Annotated in this window: 14 protein-coding genes; 6 read left to right on the top strand and 8 right to left on the bottom strand. The window is 56.6% G+C overall.

Translation table 11 applies throughout. The features are described from left to right. Positions 1-659: 659 nt before the first annotated feature. Entirely contained in the window at positions 660-1463 is an 804-nt protein-coding gene (locus DTW90_RS17075) for a glycerophosphodiester phosphodiesterase family protein (protein WP_149339729.1), read from the bottom strand. A gap of 576 nt (positions 1464-2039) precedes the next feature. Here DTW90_RS17075 and DTW90_RS17070 point away from each other — a divergent pair. From DTW90_RS17070 to DTW90_RS17060, 3 genes are read left to right on the top strand one after another with little or no spacing between them, the layout of a single operon-like run. Continuing rightward, on the top strand, positions 2040-2369 hold the full coding sequence (locus tag DTW90_RS17070) for a metalloregulator ArsR/SmtB family transcription factor (protein ID WP_132523009.1): 330 nt from the start codon (positions 2040-2042) through the stop codon (positions 2367-2369). Continuing rightward, positions 2366-2845 carry an SRPBCC domain-containing protein gene (locus tag DTW90_RS17065; protein WP_132523011.1) on the top strand — a complete coding sequence of 160 codons (480 nt, stop codon included), beginning with the start codon at positions 2366-2368 and terminating at the stop codon, positions 2843-2845. The genes DTW90_RS17070 and DTW90_RS17065 overlap by 4 nt, the downstream gene beginning before the upstream one ends. A gap of 17 nt (positions 2846-2862) precedes the next feature. Continuing rightward, the gene (locus tag DTW90_RS17060; RefSeq protein ID WP_132523013.1) at positions 2863-3279 is read left to right on the top strand and encodes a GFA family protein; all 417 of its coding nucleotides are present in this window, start codon (positions 2863-2865) and stop codon (positions 3277-3279) included. 130 nt (positions 3280-3409) lie between these two features. Here DTW90_RS17060 and DTW90_RS17055 read toward each other — a convergent pair whose 3' ends face one another. From DTW90_RS17055 to DTW90_RS17045, 3 genes are all read right to left on the bottom strand, one after another. Next, positions 3410-4234 (bottom strand): tetratricopeptide repeat protein, encoded by an 825-nt coding sequence (locus DTW90_RS17055; protein WP_132523015.1) that lies wholly within the window; start codon positions 4232-4234, stop codon positions 3410-3412. Positions 4235-4341: 107 nt separating this feature from the next. Further along, positions 4342-6183 carry an adenylate/guanylate cyclase domain-containing protein gene (locus DTW90_RS17050; protein WP_165927816.1) on the bottom strand — a complete coding sequence of 614 codons (1842 nt, stop codon included), beginning with the start codon at positions 6181-6183 and terminating at the stop codon, positions 4342-4344. Between the two features lie 125 nt (positions 6184-6308). Next, the gene (locus DTW90_RS17045; protein WP_132523019.1) at positions 6309-7286 is read right to left on the bottom strand and encodes a D-alanine--D-alanine ligase; all 978 of its coding nucleotides are present in this window, start codon (positions 7284-7286) and stop codon (positions 6309-6311) included. 464 nt (positions 7287-7750) lie between these two features. Between DTW90_RS17045 and DTW90_RS17040 the strand changes: the two genes are divergently transcribed. Further along, positions 7751-9295, top strand: coding sequence for a hypothetical protein (locus tag DTW90_RS17040; RefSeq protein WP_132523021.1), 1545 nt, complete (start codon positions 7751-7753; stop codon positions 9293-9295). 1523 nt (positions 9296-10818) lie between these two features. Beyond that, positions 10819-11115, top strand: coding sequence for a hypothetical protein (locus tag DTW90_RS17035; protein ID WP_149339727.1), 297 nt, complete (start codon positions 10819-10821; stop codon positions 11113-11115). A gap of 836 nt (positions 11116-11951) precedes the next feature. On the opposite strand, the gene DTW90_RS17030 is transcribed toward DTW90_RS17035, so the two are convergent. The 4 genes from DTW90_RS17030 to DTW90_RS17015 are packed head-to-tail and all read right to left on the bottom strand — an operon-like array spanning position 11952 to position 14844. After that, on the bottom strand, positions 11952-12392 hold the full coding sequence (locus tag DTW90_RS17030; protein WP_132523027.1) for an RbsD/FucU domain-containing protein: 441 nt from the start codon (positions 12390-12392) through the stop codon (positions 11952-11954). A gap of 9 nt (positions 12393-12401) precedes the next feature. Next, positions 12402-12986 carry a DUF1349 domain-containing protein gene (locus DTW90_RS17025; RefSeq protein WP_132523029.1) on the bottom strand — a complete coding sequence of 195 codons (585 nt, stop codon included), beginning with the start codon at positions 12984-12986 and terminating at the stop codon, positions 12402-12404. After that, the gene (locus DTW90_RS17020) at positions 12983-13861 is read right to left on the bottom strand and encodes an amidohydrolase family protein (RefSeq protein WP_245512682.1); all 879 of its coding nucleotides are present in this window, start codon (positions 13859-13861) and stop codon (positions 12983-12985) included. Before DTW90_RS17020 ends, DTW90_RS17025 begins: the two co-directional genes overlap by 4 nt. Further along, positions 13858-14844, bottom strand: coding sequence for an aldo/keto reductase (locus tag DTW90_RS17015; RefSeq protein ID WP_149339725.1), 987 nt, complete (start codon positions 14842-14844; stop codon positions 13858-13860). Before DTW90_RS17015 ends, DTW90_RS17020 begins: the two co-directional genes overlap by 4 nt. Before the next feature lie 159 nt (positions 14845-15003). Here DTW90_RS17015 and DTW90_RS17010 point away from each other — a divergent pair, with 159 nt between their 5' ends. Then, entirely contained in the window at positions 15004-15909 is a 906-nt protein-coding gene (locus DTW90_RS17010; RefSeq protein ID WP_132523033.1) for an aminotransferase class IV, read from the top strand. The last annotated feature ends 13 nt before the right edge of the window (positions 15910-15922 follow it).

Raw genomic sequence — 15922 nt, 5'->3', positions numbered from 1 at the left:
CCTTCAAATCCTGCCCTAAATCCCATCTGGAGATAACGAGCAGTGCTTGAGGTTACGAATGATCAGGGAGCATTTACACCCTTCAGACCTTCCGCTTTTTTCTGAGGATTTGGATCTTTGCCAGCAAATATTCGATATCGTGCGAGCGGAAGCGGAAATAGCGCCGGGCAGCCCCAAATCCGATCTATTAGCGTCGCACATCATCCATTTTTACAAGCAAGGAATTCGCAATGCTGCCCAGCTTCTCGCGATGGCCAGGACGGCCGTAATTAGCTAGTTGTTCCCGCCTTGAAAGTAGCTGACAGGTCGCAATGATCACGCTGGCGTCTCCTGCCGGCTGAACAACCATCGCGACGCATGGGCTTACCAGCGCCGCAAATGAGTTGTTGCCGCAGCCAATGGCCGGAAATACCGGATTGGGAACAAACACCGGCGACGGTGGTTGAATTCCAAGGTCGCGATCGTGTCAATCGGACGCGATAGGGATGGCGAACGCATCGGTTTTTCCGGTTTCTCGATGCGGGCAACGAAACGCCAGGCGAGCGCACAACCTGTCCGGTCGCGATCTCAACCGATTACCCGAGAAGGCCTCGCGCTCATCAAGAGCAACCGCCGACGGTCCAGGCACTTGATCGCCGGCGGAAGAGAGATTCAGTCGCTCATTTCGCGATAGCCGCTGCCCTGAGCGCCGCCAGGAAGCCGACGTCGTCGCCGGAAATGGTATCGATGACGCCGTCCGCGATATAACCTGACACCGGTGCAAGCAGATCGATGCCGAGCGCCTTGTGGCGGTCGTAGTAGGCGGGCCGCTGGAGATGGAAACGCACCGCAACGCCTGCCTTGTGCAAGGCAGCTCCATCTTCCGGCACGAACATCTGATGCTCCATCGAAACGGAATCGAGACGCGCTGCCTTTGCGACGCCAACGAAATCGGCGTGGCGTGCATGGGTAATGCCCTCGGTGCGAATGCCGGGCAGCGCATCCTTCAGGTCGCGCAGCATGACATGATCGAAGGAGATCATGACGAGGTGGTCGGCGCCGCCGGTTTCAGAAAGCACCGCACCGAGACGCCGGACGAACCGGTCCATCTGGCGCGCCCCCTTGATCTCGACGACGAGGCCGAAATCATATGTCTTTGCAAATTCGATTGCCTCGGCAAGCGTCGGCACGCGCTCTCCGACAAATCGGCCGTCAAACCAGCTGCCGGCGTCCAGCTTGCGGATGTCGGCGAGGCTTTGAGACGAGACGAGGCCGGTGCCATTAGTGGTCCGGTCCAATGTCTGGTCGTGCATAAGGACGATCTCGTCGTCCTCAGTCAACACGCAGTCGATCTCAGCTGAATTGCCGCCATGTTCCCGGGTCGCGACCAAGGCGGCAATAGTGTTTTCGGGTGCGCCGATCGAATGGCCGCGGTGGCCGCAGACATGAACTCCGGCAGCGTTCTCAGCGAGAAGTTTGAGCATTGAAGTCTCCTTGGGAATGGTGGGATCGGAGCTCGGACGCAATTCCCTGAAATGGGTGAGGACGGGAACCATGCAGGGTCGTTGTGGCCTACGTGGTCGCGTCGGCTTCTGTGATGGTGTCTGGTAAAGGCGGGGCTCGCAATCCTTGGTGGTCACCGAGAGGGATAGCGTTTTCGAGGAAGCCGTCGCCGTGGTGGTGCGTTGCTGGCAAGCGGAATGGAGCGGATGGGTAAAGTGCTCAGACGAATTGCCGTTGACGGTTTGGTGACAATTTCGCGAACAACGAAAATCCATCTTCAGCATGGACATACCGGCGTTTCGACCTGGATATCGATGGACAATCTTGCGTCCACTTGCTCGAATTGTCCTCACGCGCGCCCAGAAACCCCTACCTTTGTTTGCGGCGAACCTGCGCGCAACTGCGGTAAGGGCGCTGGAAATGCGGAATATATGAACGCTTCCGAATGCCTCCGGGCAGACCTGCTTTCCATCCGCTTGGAGCACGCTTACGTGCGTTTACGTGTAGCAAATCAAATAGTCTTGACTAATTGATTAGTGTCCGCTATTTATTGTCCCATGATCGAAGCTGAAACCATAACCACTGTCATGCGCGCCCTCGCCGACCCAACGCGGCGGGCCGTGTTCGAGCGCATCGTCAATTCCGACGAGATCACCGTTGTCGAGTTGACGCGCGGCAGTAATGTCACGCAGGGCGCCATATCCCAGCATCTCAAGTCGCTGAAACAGGCTGGCCTTGTCAGTGAACGACCTGAGGGCCGCAATGTCTACTATCGTGCCCAGCCGGGCGGTCTGGAGCCGCTGGCCGACTGGATGAGCCATTATGGTGTCTTCTGGCCCGAACGCTTCGCCAATCTGAGAAACCTGCTGAAGGAAATAGACCCATGAACCAAGCTGTGAACCCGGACATGCGGGCCATCGTGGTCGACGAAGTCTTCCCGCATGCGCCCGACATCATCTGGAAAACCCTGACCAGCGGCGAGCTGATGAGCCGCTGGTTGATGCCGCCGACGGGCTTCGAGCCGGTGGCTGGCTGCCATTTCACCTTTCAGACGGTGGCGGCGGGCGAATGGGACGGCACCATTCATTGCCAGGTGCTGGAGGTCCTGCCAAATGAGAAATTGTCCTACGCATGGAAAGGCGGCCATGAGGCCAATGAGGGCTACGGCTCAAAACTGGAGACGGTGGTCACCTTTACCCTCTCCATGACCGAGGCAGGCACGCGCCTGCGCCTGGTCCATTCCGGCTTCGTGCTTCCAAAGAACGAGGCTGCCTACCGCAATATGGGCGAAGGCTGGAAGACGGTGGTCAAGAGGCTCGACACATTGGTCGCCGAAGAGGCGTCTCCGCAAACACAGCATTGAAGTAAGAGGGGAGCGACATGAACAAATCCTATACCGGCGGCTGCGCTTGCGGCGCGGTCCGCTACGAGATCTCAGCCGAACCGGCCGTCATGGTCGACTGTCAGTGCCGGCAATGTCAGCGTGACAGCGGCACCGGACACCAATCACACCTGACTTTCGTGGCGGCCGAGGTGAAACTTGAGGGAGAAGCATCGCATTGGCAGACCGTCGGCGATGGCGGAACCATCAAGCGGCGCGGCTTCTGCCCGACATGCGGTTCGTCCGTCTACATGACATTTCCCGATATGCCGGATGTTTTCATCGTAACGCCGGCAAGCCTTGATGACCCCAGTCGCTATAAGCCACAGCTGGTGTCCTGGACCGCAGCCGGACATGCCTGGGATCATCTCGATCCGGCAATCCCGAAATTCGACAGGATGCCAACGGCGACGTGAAAGAAATGTCCTGGTTTGGCGTGATGGATGGGGACGGAACAGCAACTGTTCCGTCCCCTGTTTTGCTGGACCCCAAAGAAAGTTGGCACTCTCGCGTCATTTTTTTGGTCGGTCTCAGATCCCAGGGAGTTCAGTTCGGCCTCAGTCCTGCTTTGCGAAGTCCGTCGATCCAGTGGTATCGTTCGGACGCACTGCCATAGGGATAGGCTGCCGACTTTGCCAATGTCCACTCTGGCTCAATGGCGCTGAAATCCTTCATGATCGTTTTCGCCTCGTCCAACAACGCCGTGTCCGGGTTCGCATCGTCCAGGGTCGCGAGCTGGGCTTTGCTTGCAGCCAATATCAGACGGACATCGTTAGGCTTTTTTTCGCTGGCGATTTGTTCGATCTCGTCTATTGCCTCCTGGTAGCGCGCCGCCTGGTAATAGGCCCTGGCCAAGATCCAGTGAAACCACCAGGCGTGCCCGGGAAAGCGCTTCTTGGCATCGAGAACAAGCTGAATTGCCCGCTTTGGATCGCCGTAATAGATCAAGGCTTCCGCCATATCTGCGTCCAGTTCGGCGGTGTTTTTGTCGAGAAATTCAGGATTGCTGATAAGGGCCCTGGCGGCCTCGTATTCCTGAAAAGCCTTGGGGAAGTCGTTCTGATGCCAAGTCACCATCGCGCGATACCATAGGGCCCTGAAGTCGTTGAACCAGCTTTTGTTTGCATCCTTGCTGAGTTCGACGGCCTTATCGGCCAGTCGGGCGGCCTCTTCAAGTGAATCGGAGTATCGGTCCCAGTCGTTCTCGCAGTCTCGCAGCAAGGCGTAGGCCTGTTCGGCGTAAGCGAGCATGAAATCGGAATCCTCATCGATTGCTGCCCGGAAGAGTCGTTTTGCCTCTCTGTTTCCTTCCAGAGTGAGCGGTTGTCGCCTCGCGAGGCGGTTAGTTACCCTGGCTTGTTCGGTAGTCATTTTTACCCCCTTTGTTTGTACTCCTGGTCAATTGTGAAGCGACCCACTCTCCCCCGGGGCGATCGAATTTTCCGCCAACATGACAGAGCTTTCGGGTGCGTTCGGCTCTACTCCTCCTTCAACCCGGCTTTCCGTAAACCATCCAGCCAGTGCTGCCTGTCACTGTCCTTTACATAGAAATAAGCGGCTGACTTCGCGATCGACCAGTCTGGATCAACCTTGCTGAACTCGGCCATGATTGCCCGAGCCGCCGGTATATCCCCGAGCTGCGCCTTGCTGGCGGCGGTGATCAAGCGAACATCGTTCGGTGGGGAGTTTATCCTGGCTATGGCGTCGATAGCCGCCTGATATTGGCCAGCCATATACCTGGCCTTGCCTTCGTTCCAATCGTACCAGAAAGGATAAAACGGGTTGCGGTTCTTGGCGGCTTCGATCTGTTCTATCGCCCTTTTGGGCTCGCCACCGTAGATCAGCGCCTCCGCCATGTCGGCAGCGAGGTCCGGATCATTGGGGTTTATTCGACGGGCGGTTTCGTATTCCCGGAAACTCTTGTCGAAATCGCCCTTGTTCCAGGCGACAATTGCCAGGTACCAGTGGCTGCTAAAATCATCGCTCAATTCCAGGGCTTTGTTCGCAAGCTCTTCGGCCTTTTGGAGGGCGGCTGCGCCATCGCCCCAGCCGCTCTGATAGGCCCGGACTTCCACGTAAGACAGTTCGGCATAGGCGGACGAATAGTTCGGGTCGAGCGCGATCGCCTTTTCAAAGAGCTGGCGGGCCTCTTCATTTCCCTCGGGCGTGACTTTGGTGGGATCGGCCCAAATCGCCTTGCCCTTCAGATAATAGTCATAGGCGCTCATGTTCTCGGTCGGCTTCTGGTTTGAGCGCTTCTCTTCGGCCGCCGTCACCTTTACCGCGAGCGCAGTCACGATGTTGCTGGTGATATCCTCTTGTACTGTGAACGTGTCTCCAAGCATCTCGTCGTAGCGGTTTGCCCATACGTGATAACCGGTCTCGGCATCGATAAGCTGGGCATTGATCCGCAACCGCTGGGGGGTCTTTTGAACCGTGCCTTCGAGCAGATAGCGGACGCTCAGCGCTTTCCCGATGTCCTGAACCTTTGTCGGCTTGTCCTTGAATGTTGACGCCGAGTTATAGGCGATGACCAAGAGACCGGAGAATTTGGAAAGATCACTGGTGATATCGTTGGTGATGCCATCGCTGAAATAATCTTGCCGCGGGTCATCACTGACATTGTCAAGCGGCAACACGGCTATCGAAGGCTGCGCAGCGACGAGGGGCTGCGGTGTGTTTTCTCCTTTGCCCACTATCTCGGGCTTGTATTTCCACCAGAGAGGTGCAGCAATCGATGCCAGAAGAACCATTGCTGCTGCAGCGAGTCCCCAGGCGGCAACGCGCCTGCGAGAGTGGCCCGGACTTATGCCTTTGAGCGAGTAAACATGGACCGGAACGGGGATATTCTTCAGTCTCTTTGAGCCAAGGTCCTGAAAGCCTAAGTCGGGTAAGTGTTTCACCTGCTCGTAAAGACTGCTCGAGACGCAAATTCCGCCCGGCTCGGACAATCCCTCCAGCCGTGCTGCTACATTCACCGCGTCGCCGAGCAGATTGTCCTGTTCGACAACAACATCCCCCAGATTGAGGCCTACGCGGAAAAGCATCCGCCAGTCTTCGGAAAATTTCTCATCCAGTCGCATAATATGGTGTTGAATTTCCACGGCGCAGCGCATGGCCTCGACAGGGCTGTGAAATGCTGCGATCACGCTATCGCCAGCGCCGCCAAACACGCGGCCGTTATGTGCCTGAACGCGTTCCTGGATAATTGTGGCGCAATCCTTGAACAGCGCGAGTGCGGCCTCCTCATCCTTCGCGACGAGGCGGCTGTACCCGACAGCGTCAGCTGCTAAAATCGTTACAAGGGTGCGCTGCAGCATCGTATCTTCCCCTATGCTAATATACCATAAATTTGAGGGGCGTGACCAACTGACGGCTCTAAAAAATGAGGTCCAAATCTCCGATATGCCGTGCATCTTGGAAATAAAGGAGAGCCGTTCAAAAACTATCTAGCTGCACGTGCCGATGCAGAAACTACAACCTCTTCGATCAGCGAGTGGTAAGACAGACCGACCATTCGGGCGATGAGCGGGAGATCTGAATCCTTGGGATGCATGCCGGCGAGTGGATTGGCTTCGATGAAATTGACGTCACCGGCATTGTCACAGCGCACATCGACACGACCTCCATCGCGCCCGCCGAGACACTTCCATGCCCTAAGCGCCAGTTCCTCGGCAGATTTGCTCACCGTGTCGTTCACCAGCCGCGGAGCAACCCTGTCATCGAAATATTTCTTGTTGTCGTAAGAGTATATTTCAGGCTCAGGCCCGTCCTTGAGGAGTATTTCCATTGTCCCAAGCACCCGGGCGGCCATTCCCGTTCCCAAAATGCCCACCGTGAATTCACGGCCGGGCAAATAGACCTCTGCAAGCACCGGCTGTCTGTATCGGGCAAGCAACCGCTCGCATCCCACTTCCAATTCTCCGCAATCGTGGATTTTCGATGCCCCGGAGATGCCCTTGCTGGTGCCCTCGGCAATGGGTTTTATGAACAAAGGAAACGGCAGAGCGACATTTGCAACATCGGCAAGGATCTCTACGACAGCAAAATCGGTCGTCCGGATACCGTTGTCGCGAACAACCCGTTTTGCGGTCGCCTTGTGCAAGGTGACGGCAAGGGTGAGCGGATCGGAAAACATGTAGGGAATCTCATAGGCATCCAGCAGGGCTGGTGCCAGCGCCTGGCGGCCGAAACCGTACATTCCCTCGGCGCTGTTAAAAACGAGGTCCCATCGATCGCCTTTACTCAGGCGCATTGCCAGCGCTTTCGCCGTACCGATGCGTTCCGTCGAGTGACCAAGTGTGTGTAACGCCGATTCAATTGCCTCGATCGTCTCCAGCCTGTCAAATTCGGCAATCTCTTCCTCGGTGTAGCCTTCCCTTGCGTAGTCTTCCCGGAGATCGAATGTAATGCCAATTTTCATCGCTTGGACCGCCTTCGCAATCTCACAATCTTCAGCGCGTCTTTCAGTCTACCATCTAACGGTCTTTCGAACATAAGAGTGTATGAAGTTACCACGTAGATGCGCTGCTACTCTCGCGCGATCCTGCTCCTGGCAGATGCCTGCCAAGCACCGGATGCGGCCATGGATGTTCGGGCACGCCGTTATGAAGCTTGCTAGGAGTACGTCAGGGTTGTATATAAATAATCGCTTTATTAGCTCTGCGAGCCGGTTTTCTTGGTTATTTTTGGGAGGGATTCTGACCACAAGCCTTTGGTCAGAATTATATTCGCGCTGGCAGCTCTCTCAACGGATAGGACGACTTCGACAGCATTTATCCTTCGCTAATGCGCTTCAATAGCTTCGACGAGATAGGCCCTGGCATCTACCAGGCTCCACGCGTCGGTATGAGATTGTGAAAGCCAATCAAGAGAGGGGAATAAGTCATGAAAAGACGCGAATTCCTTACCTGCGGAGCGACAGGTGTAGCAGCCTTGTCTGCCCAAACAGTGTTTGCTCAATCGCCGCCGGCGCCGGGTCAGCCGCTCGCGCCAACCGATATCGCCTCAGCCGCGGCGCGATATCGGGCCCAGTTCGCGAAGGAGTTTGAGCCGGACTATATCGAGAATGTCATTGTTCCCTACTTCCTTGTGAGCGTCTACCACGGTGAGCAACCAATGCTTCCGATGATCGGCGTCGAACTCACAAAAGAGAATGCCTTGCCAAACGACCTGTGGGGGCTTCTGAGCGAAAATTGGCGGCCCGCCCCTGAGGATGGAGTAACCGTATTTCTCCAGGGTCTTGAAAAGCGCGGTCCCGATAACCGCCGCAAGCGCATATACATGAGCGCAGTAACCCCCGATCTCTATGACGCCAACTACCGTGAAAAGGTTGAGCATTTTTTTGACGAGCTGATGTCCGAGGCCAATATGGGCAAGCCGCTAATGCGGCCCTATCTCAGTGGATACTGGGATATTTATTGGGATCTCCATCTCGGCGTGAAAGGCGACGACATTCCCGACCGCGTCCGCGAGATTGGTGAAAGCTTCAACACCGTTCTGGCCTATCGTGACCCGACGCAGAGGATCGTCCACGACAACTACATGATCGTCCGCTCTCATCTGGACTTTCTCAAATCCTGGATCGATGAAAAAATCACGGTGATCAAGGAAGGAAAAATGCCGGGCGGCGAAAAAACCTTCGTCTGGTTCTGGATCAAGAATGCCGGGGATGGCGAGTACTTTAGCCCGAAGGACGTTGTATTCGAGTGCTTCCATAACTTCGTTGCATTCAGCCAGTGGGGCAACACGCTCTACAACATCATGCAGACACTCGGCCGGGATACCGGCGACCCGGTTGCCAAGGACTGGTTCCGGAAGACGATGCAGGGTGATTTCGACAATGCCGACGGCGCTCCATTCACACCATTAGAGCGGTTTACGATGGAGCTGTTCCGTACGATATCCCCGAACGGGGGAAGCATATCCGCGTTGACCGAGACGCAAACGCCGCCCTTCGAGCGGTTCGGCTACATTGTCAGCCCACACACCTCTACAAGCCACAACCCTGTCCTTTGGAAAAACCCGAAGGTTTTTGATCCCTCGCGCTACGAAAAGGCACCCACCAGCCACGATGCGGACGAGGCCAAGGCGCTGTCGATGGGCTTTGCCAAGTGTCCATTCGACCCGACATCCTTCGACCTTCAGGACGGGCGCAAGGGCGCGATGCACAACAGTGCCTTCGGCACCGTCTTCGGCGTTGTCGATGGCAAGCCCCTTCCCGTTTGCGACTACGCAGGTTTTGCGCCATTCGGGTTCGGGTATCGTCGCTGTCCGGGGGAGCAGCTGACCATTCAAGTCTTCGAAACCTTCCTGCGCAAAACATGGAAGGATAAGTTAGAGTTCGTGAAACTCGATATCGTCAATCCGGTGCCATTGCCCATTGGGCCAACCACGGTAATTGGCGACGATATGGGCTTTGTGCGCGCATGAGCCGGGATTGTCGCCGAGCCGGTGCTTTTGCACAAAGCTGAGGCCTGGTCGGCGCCGATCTTGGGCGTAGCATCCCTAATGCGGAGAGCAATCGGCGTTAGTCATCGGCTGCACCGGGCGGCGAAGATATCCATCGCTGAAGGTTCTGCAGACTCCATAGGGGCCGGGGCATTTGCTGATCTCGTTGGTCGCCGATACAACGCGCGAGAACCATTACTCTGCTGCGATAGTTCCTCTAAGCTGCCACGATGCAAAGTTCGGGCCTCTGGCCTGCAACGAGTCAAGATATCTCACGTCATACAGCGAGGCGACGAATAACACCGCACAGCCACCGGCTATCAAAGTGCTCCTCGCGACTTCCCGAAATTTCGACATGTCGATTACTCTATGTTTCGAAAGGCGCGTGTAATTTCACCACCGCTCATGGATCGGTTTCGTTCCCGCGCAATCATAAGGGCCAATGTACAGGTCGAATGGCTACAAATTCATAAATAAGTCTGATCGGCAGGCATCGGCGGTTCACATCCTTTCAATCCGATTACCGCCAAGCAAACGGATTGATTGCGTTGAGCCTGCATGTTTCGATGAGCGAAGTAACGGACGCCCAGTTTGCGGCTTCGCCGTTGTGCCCGGCAAAAAGAGAAACTCCCAGCACCCTCTTAGGTGGAGGGGTTGAAAGAGTATTCTTGCAAATATTGTGGGCATTATGATGCCATAGGTTGTCGTCACCGATGATGGTTTAAAGTTCCTAAAGACCGCGGAATCGCCGACGGCCTTTCACCGCAAATTGGCACGCGGTTGCGCGAATTCGATACAACTTCGACCATATCAACGCTGGCATCCCTAGTTGCGTTCGTCCAAGGAGATATAGTCATGAGGTAGATGCTTCTTGTGCTGATCATTTTGACCGCGGTCCCAACCGTGGTTTCCGCGGAGGTTCCGTGCAACCCTGCACGGACCGGTTGTCGATAGACCCCAGCGATCTGGGGCAAAAGATGGAAGACGTCGCGGCCTTGTTCTTCGGGGCAATCATAATCATGTTCTTCTCATACGAGCGCTTCAATCGCGTGACATATGATGGCGGCCCGCAGTTGAAACGGCCACCATACTGTCACCCGACAGGCTACGAGCGCGCCGCGTCGTGGTGAATGCCTATCTGTTCTATGCGCTGGCACTTGAGGTCATTTATTTCTTCCTGTGTATTTATGCGAAGCCGCTGCCCGCCCTCGGGGGGGCCAAATCTGTTGTCCGCGGAGGTCGGCGCTAGCAAGCTCCCGACCGACTCCTCCGAGACGGCGAACAGTCTTGTCAACGGTTTCGACCAGGCGACGGAACTTTGGGTCCGTACATTATCGACCTCTGACGCCGCCTTGGCGGCCAATCCCGGGGCGGCACCGCACTGGACAAGTCGTCCCGCCAACAGGATCTTGCGCTGGAAAAATTAGAGGAAGTTCTCGGCCACCACGCGATGCCCGGGCAAATTCGTTCTTACACATTGGTGAGCGTAGGGTGGACAGGCAGGTGTGACGGTGTTGGTCCTGCTCCTCTGGAGCCTGTTCCTTGGCGGTTATCAATACGAATTGCAGTTCAACGCGGCGGGCGACGTATACTGGAGGTCGCTGAACTATATATTTGATGGGTCCATCAGTCTCTTCATCCCTGTCCTGTTGGCTCTTGCGCTGCGCGCTGCGGGCCTCCAATCACGAAGCTGGTACGGCAAAAAAGCGCATTGGACCATGCGCCTGCCGCAGATGGTTCTTGTTTTTCTTGTCTCCTGGGGGGGTGGCGTCGCTTTTTCGAATTGGGATTGCTGGTCATAGGAGTGCTGGATGCCAAGCTCGCCGCGGGCTCGAGGCCCGGTGCAGCGCGTGCGAGCTGGGGTCAAATGCCCGGCGGATCTCTCCAGTACCGGCAACGGGGATTATGAGCCATACGCGTTCGTTCTGTCGTCAAAGCACATTCCTGCTTTTCCGGAGAGGTTTACTCTGGCCCTTTATGGGATGTTCGAAGACGGCACTATAGAGAGACTTTTCAAAGGGCATTTTCCCGACGAGACGCAGAAATCGCAATATCTCACGATCCTCTTTGCCATCAATAGCATTCCGGCCGGCGTTCTACCTCCTATCAAAAGTCCCTCGGATGGCTCGAACTAACCGGGCTTTGTGCACAAGCCGCAAAAGGCGCCAAGCCTCAATCTCAGTTTCCACGTTACGAAAGAACAATTCAACGAAATAGATTCGCCGTTCAAGGACCGCTTGCTGAAATATCCTCGCTTCAAAGTCGGACTAGAGACCAAGAGACGCTACCACTCGAAAGCGAAAGCAATCGTCAGTGTCTGTTATTGAATAGAGCGTTGATTGACGATGTCCTCGGATAACAAAATGGTTCTGCAAAGACGTCGGTCGCCTTTTGACAGTTTTGCGGTGCCGTCAATTTTCGCCGCGGCGTCGGCCGTCTGAACTGGTGGTCTGATGACAGATTCGCCGAAAGTGCTTTCTGGATACACGCGTAAGGCTGTTCCGGTCCAAGGGTCGAACAAATCCTTTCGGAGCTTCGAACGCACCGCACGTCGCGTGACCCGTCGATCCCGGAGCCCCAAGCTATCTCCGGCAGCGCCCAATAACGCGCGGCCGGAGATCTAAACTGCGACCTGCTTTTAATTGCCGCCGAGATTGACCGTCCCCTTGCGGATGATCACGTTGCCGTAGAAGAGCGTTTCACCCGTGGAGATCACCGCAAAGGCTTCCTTGGTGCGTTCGTAAAAGGCGAAGCGTTCGATGCGCGTCAGTCTGACCGGTTGCCCGGGCAAGGCATCGAGCGCCTCCTGGATTGCGACATGTGCCGGAACAATCGTGTCCGGCTCGCCGATCACTTCCATGCCAATCACCGGATCAGGCTCCGATTCATCGACCGGCATGACGGAAAGGACGGCCTTCAGCATGCGGGGCAGATCCGCGGCCTCCATGCGGATGAGGCGTTTTGCGACAGTCTGGGCTGGAAAGCTGCCGTCGGCGATGACGATTTCGTCGCCATGGCCCATTGCGCGCAGTGCGTAGAGAATGTCGGCATTCAGGATCGGGTCGATACCTATCAGCATTATTCGTCCTCAGGTCAGGTCGTGAAGGTCTTTGGTGATCGCAGGGCCGATCTCGAATTCCGAGAAATGGACGGTCAGTCCACTGCGCTCCGGTGTGCAGGCGGTCGGGCCTACATCGTAACGATCAGCGACGGGGAAGGGTGCAAGCCGCAGCAGTGGCCAGAAGCTGCCGTTGCGCGAAGCCTGGATGCGCATCGCGCCCTTGGCAAGCGTGATGCGAATATAGAAATCCTCAAGCTCCTTGAAGGGCTGCGAGACGGACCAGTCGGAGGTGCCATCGGTAATGACGGTGCTGAGGAACAACTCGCCATCGGTAAATTCAACGCCTGTCTTGACCCAGCGCTTCTCGTCGATGCGCACCATGAGCCCGGCCTGGTCGTAAAGCGTGCGGAACTCGCCCCTGATGCGAATTTTCGCAGTGAAGCCGTCGGCGGTGGGAAATCCGAGGAAATGGCCCGTGTCACGCGTAAAGCCATAATAGGTTTGCCGCCAGAAATCGGTCTTCTCGTCGGTCGTCATCGTAAGACCAGAAGTAGAAGCGTCCCAGTTCGTCGGGGTATTCAGCCATTTGCCGTCTTTGAAATTGATGCTCATTTCGAAATTCCGTCCGTTGAAAGATGATAGGCGTCGATTGCATTGCGTTCGAAGAAACGGTCACTGATATCCGGCGCGACGGTATTCAAGCGCGAGGCGATCGCCTTGACGTCAGAATAGGAGGCCGCAAGCGTCGAGACCGGCCAGTCGGAACCGAAGATCAGCCTGTTGGGGCCAAAGCATTCGAAGGCAATCTTGATGTATGGGTCGAAATCGGTTGGTACTGCGCCGTTCCAGTCGGCTTCGGTGACGAGGCCCGAGACCTTGCACCAGACGTTGCCGCATCCTGCAAGTTCCCTGAACGCACTCTCCCAGGCGGCTAAGAAGCCGGCTGCAATTGGCGGCTTGGCCATGTGATCCAGTACGAAGCGTCCAGTCGGAAAGCGGCGCACGAGGTCGGTCGCGGCGGGCAGCTCACGCGTTCGCACCAGCAGATCGAAGCTCAGTCCCGCCTGCAAAACGGCGCTGACGCCATGATGGACAGCGGGCCGCCGGAGCCAATCGGCATCCGGTTCGTCGTGGACATTGTGGCGGATGCCCACGAGGCGCGGTCCACCGGGAAGCGTCCGCAGTGCCGCGATTTGCGCAGCGACATCATCAGCCTGGAGATCAACCCAGCCGACGACGCCGGCAACGAAGCTATGTGCATGGGCTATCGCCAGGAAGTCGCGCGTTTCGTCGAGATCGTGGCGACATTGCACGAGAATGGTCGCATCCACGCCTGATCCGGCCATGAGCGGCAGGAGGTCGGCGGGACCGAAATTGCGCCGCAACGGTAGCATCCCGTCGCCTTCCATCCAGGGATACGTTCCGGAGGTCAAATCCCAGAAATGCTGATGCGCGTCGATCACCCGGTTCACCATCTCGCGGCTCATGCGGTCGGCGCATCGGCAGCAATCAGGCCCTCTGCCTTCAACTCCTGCCAGAGAGCCGCTGGGATGGGCTGACGGAACCGGGCGACGTTCTCCCGTATCTCTTCGGGGCCGCGGGCGCCGGTGAGGATGCTGGAAACGGCCGGATGGGCCAGCGGAAACTGGATGGCAGCGGCTTTCAGCGGCACGTCGTGGCGAAGGCAGACCGTCTCCAGCCGGTGTGCGCGCTCGATCAAGGCCTGGTCGGCATCCTGATAGTTGAATTTCGCGCCGGCCCGCGGGTCGGCGAGAAGACCGCTATTATAGACCCCGCCGATGATAACGGAGATGTTCTTTTCGACGCAGAGCGGCAGGAAATCCGAAAGCGCTCCCTGTTCCAGCAGTGTGTAGCGGCCGGCAAGCAAAAAGCAGTCGAAATTTCCGTTGCGGGCAAATTCGGCGAGCATTTCGCTCTGGTTCATACCCGCGCCTACCGCGCCGATGGTCCCGTCGCTCCGAAGCCGGTCGAGCGCTTTGTAAGCGCCGTCGATCGCTTCGGCATAATGGTTGTCCGGATCGTGGATATGCAGCACGTCGATGCGATCGGTATTGAGGCGCTTTAGGCTTTCCTCGACGGAGGTCATCACACCATCATAGCTGAAATCAAAGACAGGCCGCTCGGGCGGAGTTCCCTTGTAGTACGCGTCTTCCCCTTCGGGTGTCTCCGGCAGACGGAGCAGGCGTCCGACCTTGGTGCAGAGAACATAGTCCTGACGAGGCTTGGTTTTCAGGAAGGCGCCGAGCCGCTGCTCGGCCATGCCGTTGCCATATTGCGGGGCGGTGTCGAAGAAACGTACGCCGAGTTCCCAGGCTGTCTCCATCGTCTTTTCGGCGACCGTTTCGCTGGTTGCCAAATAGAGACCACCAATTGCGGTCGTGCCAAAGCCCAGTATCGTCGCCGACAGGTCTGTAGCGCCAAGGCGGCGTTTCTCAAATTTTTCTTCCATGAAAATTCCATCCCGAAAAGTGCCGAAAACCAGGCTGCTTTTTAATTTTCATTCTCTTTCCGTTCTGTCAATAAATTTCTTTTGAGAAAATTTGCTTGCGTATCTGCAAAATTTTTGTCAGCTTCCGAATATCGGTTTCGAACATAGAAGTTCTCAAGCATGACCACCGACTTTTCCAAGGGCGCCGCATTTTGTGAGGGGAAATTCGTCCCGATCGCTGAAGCGGCAATTTCCGTTCTGGATTGGGGATTCACCCGGTCGGACGTGACCTATGATGTTGTCCATGTTCGCGATGGCGGGTTCTTTCGGCTGCAGGATCATCTGGACCGGTTCGAGCGCTCGCTGACCAGCCTGCGTCTCTCACCTCAGCATTTGATGGTCGAAATTGGCGAGATTGCCATGCGCTGTGTGGCTCTATCCGGCCTCCGTGATTCCTATGTCGCCATGATCTGCACCCGGGGGAAGCCCCGCATTTTCGGTTCGCGGCGGCCGCAGGACTGTGACAATAAATTGATCGTCTACGCGATCCCATGGATCGACGTGATCCCGCTCGACGTGCAGGAGAGGGGCGCGCATCTCCATATTGCGTCTATCCCCCGCATCGCTCCGGCTTCGATCGATCCGACGATCAAGAACTATCATTGGGGCGATCTCACCCGCGGCCTCTTCGAAGCCCATGATGCGGGCGCGGATACCGCGGTTCTGCTGGACGCCGAGGGCTTCGTAACAGAGGGGCCTGGATTCAACGTTTTCATCGTCAAGGACGGCGAGGCCCTGACGCCGGACCGTGGTGCCCTGGAAGGCATCACCCGTCGCTCCGTGCTCGAACTTTGCGGATTGCTGGGCATTCCTGCCCGCATCGCGCCTCTAAGGAGAGAGGATCTGGAATCGGCAGACGAAATGTTCTGCACGACGACAGCGGGCGGCGTCATGCCCGTATCGAGGATCGGCGACCATATCATGGGCAACGACAGGCCAGGTGCGGTCAGTCTCAGGCTCAAGTCGTCTTACTGGGAAAAACATAAGGCCGGCTGGCACCGCACGCCGGTCGACTATTCAATTTAAACAACCACGTTCT

The sequence above is a fragment of the Neorhizobium sp. P12A genome (genome assembly GCF_008365395.1).
Taxonomy (GTDB): Bacteria; Pseudomonadota; Alphaproteobacteria; order Rhizobiales; family Rhizobiaceae; genus Rhizobium.
The sequence above is the reverse complement of the archived record's forward strand: the minus strand, read 5'-3'. Positions and strand labels throughout refer to the sequence as shown.